The organism is Bradyrhizobium manausense, from assembly GCF_001440035.1.
In the GTDB taxonomy this organism is placed as follows: Bacteria; Pseudomonadota; Alphaproteobacteria; order Rhizobiales; family Xanthobacteraceae; genus Bradyrhizobium; species Bradyrhizobium manausense.
In genome coordinates this window covers 1-3832 of the sequence record NZ_LJYG01000045.1, presented here as the reverse complement: position 1 = coordinate 3832, position 3832 = coordinate 1, and the positions used below count along the sequence as shown (strand labels likewise).

Sequence of the window (3832 nt, the reverse complement as noted above, 5' to 3'; positions counted from 1 at the left end):
GGGCGATCTTTCTGCTCGGCGGGATCGGGGTCGGCGCAGCAGCCGTGGCGCTGGCGCAGCTTGCCGATCTCGCGCAGTACGCCTTCGCACTCTTGTTGGCGAAGTCGCGCTATGCCGTGCTGGCGGTGACGCCGCTCGGCTTCATGCTGTCGGCCTATATGACCCTCCGTCTGTTCCCGAATGCGCAGGGCAGCGGCATTCCGCAGGCAATCGCCGCGCGGCAGCTGACCGATCAGGCCGCGCGCGAGAACCTGGTCTCGATCCGGATCGCGATGGGCAAGATGATCCTGACGCTGTTCGGGCTGCTGTGCGGCGGCTCCGTGGGGCGGGAAGGGCCGACCGTTCAGGTCGGCGCCTCCATCATGTTCGCGCTCGGTCGTGTCTCGCCGCGCCGCCAGCCTGGATTGATCCTGGCCGGAGCCGCCGCCGGCGTCGCCGCGGCCTTCAACACGCCGCTGGCGGGAATCGTCTTCGGCATCGAGGAGATGAGCCGCGCCTTCGAGACCCGCACATCCAGCCTGATCATTGCCGCCGTGATCGCGGCCGGCCTGACCTCGCTCGCGTTGGCCGGCAATTACGCCTATTTCGGCAGCAGCGCGATGACGCTCTCGCGTGGCGCCGACTGGCTGGCCGTTCCGGCCTGCGGCGTCGTCGGTGGCCTCGCCGGCGGCCTGTTCAGCCGCGTCGTCATCGCCATGGCGCGCGGTTTCAAGAGCCCGCTCGGACGCGCGATCAAGGGCCATCCGCTGTGGTTCGCCTTTGCCTGCGGCCTCGCGGTCGCCATTTGCGGCCTGGTGTCCGGCGACACCATCTACGGCACGGGCTACGTGCAGGTGAAAGAGGCGCTGGATCACGGCACCCCGCTGCCGCAGGAATTTGGCGTGCTCAAGCTGCTGGCGACGAGCTTCGCCGCGATCAGCGGCATACCGGGCGGGATCTTTTCGCCCTCGCTCGCCGTCGGCGCCGGCATCGGCAGCAACATCGCCGCGTTCTTCCACGACGCGCCGCTCGGTGCGATCATGCTGCTCGGCATGGTCTCGTATTTCGCCGGCGTCGTGCAGGCGCCGATCACCGCCTTCGTGATCGTGACCGAGATGACCGACAATCACGGCATGGTCGTGCCACTGATGGCGGCGGCGCTGATCGCCCATTTCGTCTCGCGGATGATCTGCGAGGAGGGTATCTATCACGCGCTCGCAAAGGGCTTCGTTGAGCGCGCCACGCGTCCGCGTGAGGGAGAAGGAAGATGAGCCGTTTCTGGAGCAGCTTGACGCATGAGCTGAAACCCTACGTGCCGGGCGAGCAGCCGCGCATGGCGGATCTGGTCAAGCTCAACACCAACGAGAACCCGCTTGGTCCGTCGCCGCGTGCGCTGGAGGCGATCCGGGGCGCGGCGGCCGATACGTTGCGTCTCTATCCGGACCCGCAGGCGACCGCGCTGCGGGCGGCCCTTGCCGCCTATCACGGCGTGAGGCCCGAGCAGGTGTTCGTCGGCAACGGCTCGGATGAGGTGCTGGCACACGCCTTCGTCGCGCTGCTGAAGCACGATGCGCCGCTGCTGTTTCCCGATATCACCTACAGTTTCTATCCGGTCTACTGCCGCCTGTTCGGCATCGCCTATGAGACCTTGCCGCTCGATCAGGCCATGCAGATCCGCACCGCTGATTATCGCCGGCCGGCCGGCGCGATCATCATCCCCAATCCGAACGCGCCGACAGGCATCGCGCTGTCGCGCACCGAGATCGCGACACTGCTCGACGACCACCCTGATGTGCCCGTCGTCGTGGACGAGGCCTATGTCGATTTCGGCGCCGAGACGGCGATTCCGCTGGTCGCGTCTCATCGCAATCTCCTGGTCGTGCAGACCATGTCGAAGTCGCGCGCTCTCGCCGGGCTTCGCGTCGGATATGCCATTGGCGACGCCGATCTGATCGATGCGCTGATGCGCGTGAAGGACAGTTTCAATTCATATCCGCTCGGCCGGCCTGCCCAGGAAGGTGCGATCGCGTCCCTCGCGGACGATGCTTATTTCCAGCAAGGCCGCCGTCGCGTGATCGAGGGCAGGGAGCGGCTGACCCGCGGATTGAAAAGCGCCGGTTTCGAGGTGCTGCCCTCGCTCGCCAATTTCGTCTTCGCGCGCCATCCCGCGCACGAGGGGGCCAAGCTTGCGGCGGCGCTACGGGAGCAGGCGGTGATCGTCCGTCACTTCTCGGCGCCGCGCATCTCGGATTTCCTGCGCATCACCGTCGGCACGGACGCGCAGATTGATCGGCTGTTGTCGGCGTTGTCCGGGATATTGCGATAGAGCGAGAAATCGTAGAGCCTGTGAGTCATTTCCGCATTCGATATTAAAGAGTGGGTAGCGCCCGCGCTGATGTCGGGGGCCGTCGATGTCGAACCGCCGGGGGATGGCTGTGCTGTCTATGCTTTTGCCAGTTGGTGTCCTTGCAGGATGTTGTTGGTGAGGGCGTACCAGAGCACGACGGCACGGACCTTCTCGATGCCGCGCACGGTCAATTGCCTGAGGTCCCAGTTCCGCCACCGGGCATGGATGCATTCGCAGATCGTGCGGGCTTTGTACTGTGCCTTGCCGGCTTCGCTGGCCATGCGGGCCCGCCAGGCCGCGACGCCAGGACCGTCGCTGCTCCGAGGTAAAAAGGGATCGACACCGCTCCTGGAGTTGGGCGGAGGACAGTAGACCTCGACGCCTTCACCGTGCGCCCATTCGATGTCCTCGCCGCTGCAGAACCCGCCATCGGCGAGGTAGCGACGCGGCAAGCGCTTCAGCCGAGTGCGCGTTCGCTCCAGCATCGGCCGCATCAAGCCGCGATCTGATCCGTTGTTGTCGATGTCGACCGTGACCACGATCAGTTCGCCGGCCGCGCTGGCCACCTGCACATTGTAGGCGGGGCGGAAGCCGGCATCTGCCATCTTCATCACCCTTGCCTGCGGGTCGGTGGTGGAGGCCCGGGGCTCCTTCGGCTTTTTGCCATTGCCGCCTTTTTCGTCGAGTTGCTTGCGCTTCCGCTTGATCTCGTCCAAAGCCCTCTGCGCAGCCTGCACCCGCTCACTGCGTTCGCGTGCCGCGCGCTCTCTGGCCGCCCTGATACGCCGGCTGCTGGCTTCCGGATCCGCATCGACCTCGCGCTTGAGCTCTTCCACCACAGCCTTCGCTTGGGCCATCTGCCGGCCGAGCGTTGCCTCCCGCCGGAACGAGCCGGCCCCCGCATTCGCCCGTATCCGCACCCCGTCCTGGGTCAGCTTCTCCAGATCAATCAGCCCTGCCTCATTCAGAGCCACCAGATGTTCGACCAGCAAACGGTCCAGCAGGTCCGCGCAGCCGACCCGGAAATCCGACAGTGTGTGATAGTTCAAAGACACGCCGCCGCAGAGCCAGCGGTAGACGTCGTGACTGTCGCAGAGCCGATCCAACGCCCGCGCGCTGCCAACGCCATCGCTCGTGGCGTACAGCCAAAGCGCCAGCAGCAGCCGGGGTGATGGCGCCGGATGGCCCGGCCTGTTTTCCCGTGCCTTAACCCGATCTTCCAGCTCGCTCAGGTCGAGCCCCTCGACATAAGCCCAGATCACCCGGGCCAGATGATCCTGCCCGATCAGGCTGTCGATATCGACCGCCCGCAATTCGACCTGATTGCGCACGGGCTCGCGCAGCCGAGGTGCACCCCGCGGCACCGCTTCGGTTCGTGGCGCCGACTGATCCGGCAATTCGCCAAAAAGTCCCTCGTCAGCCATCATCCTCTCCAGCAGATCAGTCTGCCTAGAGAATCACATTCGCCCGACACGCGGTACAAAAGATTCACAGTCTCGTAGGGTG

Annotated in this window: 3 protein-coding genes; 2 read left to right on the top strand and 1 reads right to left on the bottom strand. The window is 65.6% G+C overall.

Annotated elements, in window-relative coordinates:
* On the top strand, window positions 1–1250 hold a 1250-nt coding region (locus AOQ71_RS10310; RefSeq protein ID WP_057745885.1), incomplete at its 5' end, for a chloride channel protein.
* Complete coding sequence (gene hisC, locus AOQ71_RS10305; RefSeq protein ID WP_057745445.1) at window positions 1247–2305, top strand: histidinol-phosphate transaminase; 1059 nt, start codon at window positions 1247–1249, stop codon at window positions 2303–2305. The genes AOQ71_RS10310 and hisC, both read left to right, overlap by 4 nt.
* Window positions 2306–2421: 116 nt before the next feature.
* Here hisC and AOQ71_RS10300 read toward each other — a convergent pair whose 3' ends face one another.
* On the bottom strand, window positions 2422–3753 hold the full coding sequence (locus AOQ71_RS10300; RefSeq protein WP_057742559.1) for an IS1182 family transposase: 1332 nt from the start codon (window positions 3751–3753) through the stop codon (window positions 2422–2424).
* Between the last annotated feature and the right edge of the window lie 79 nt (window positions 3754–3832).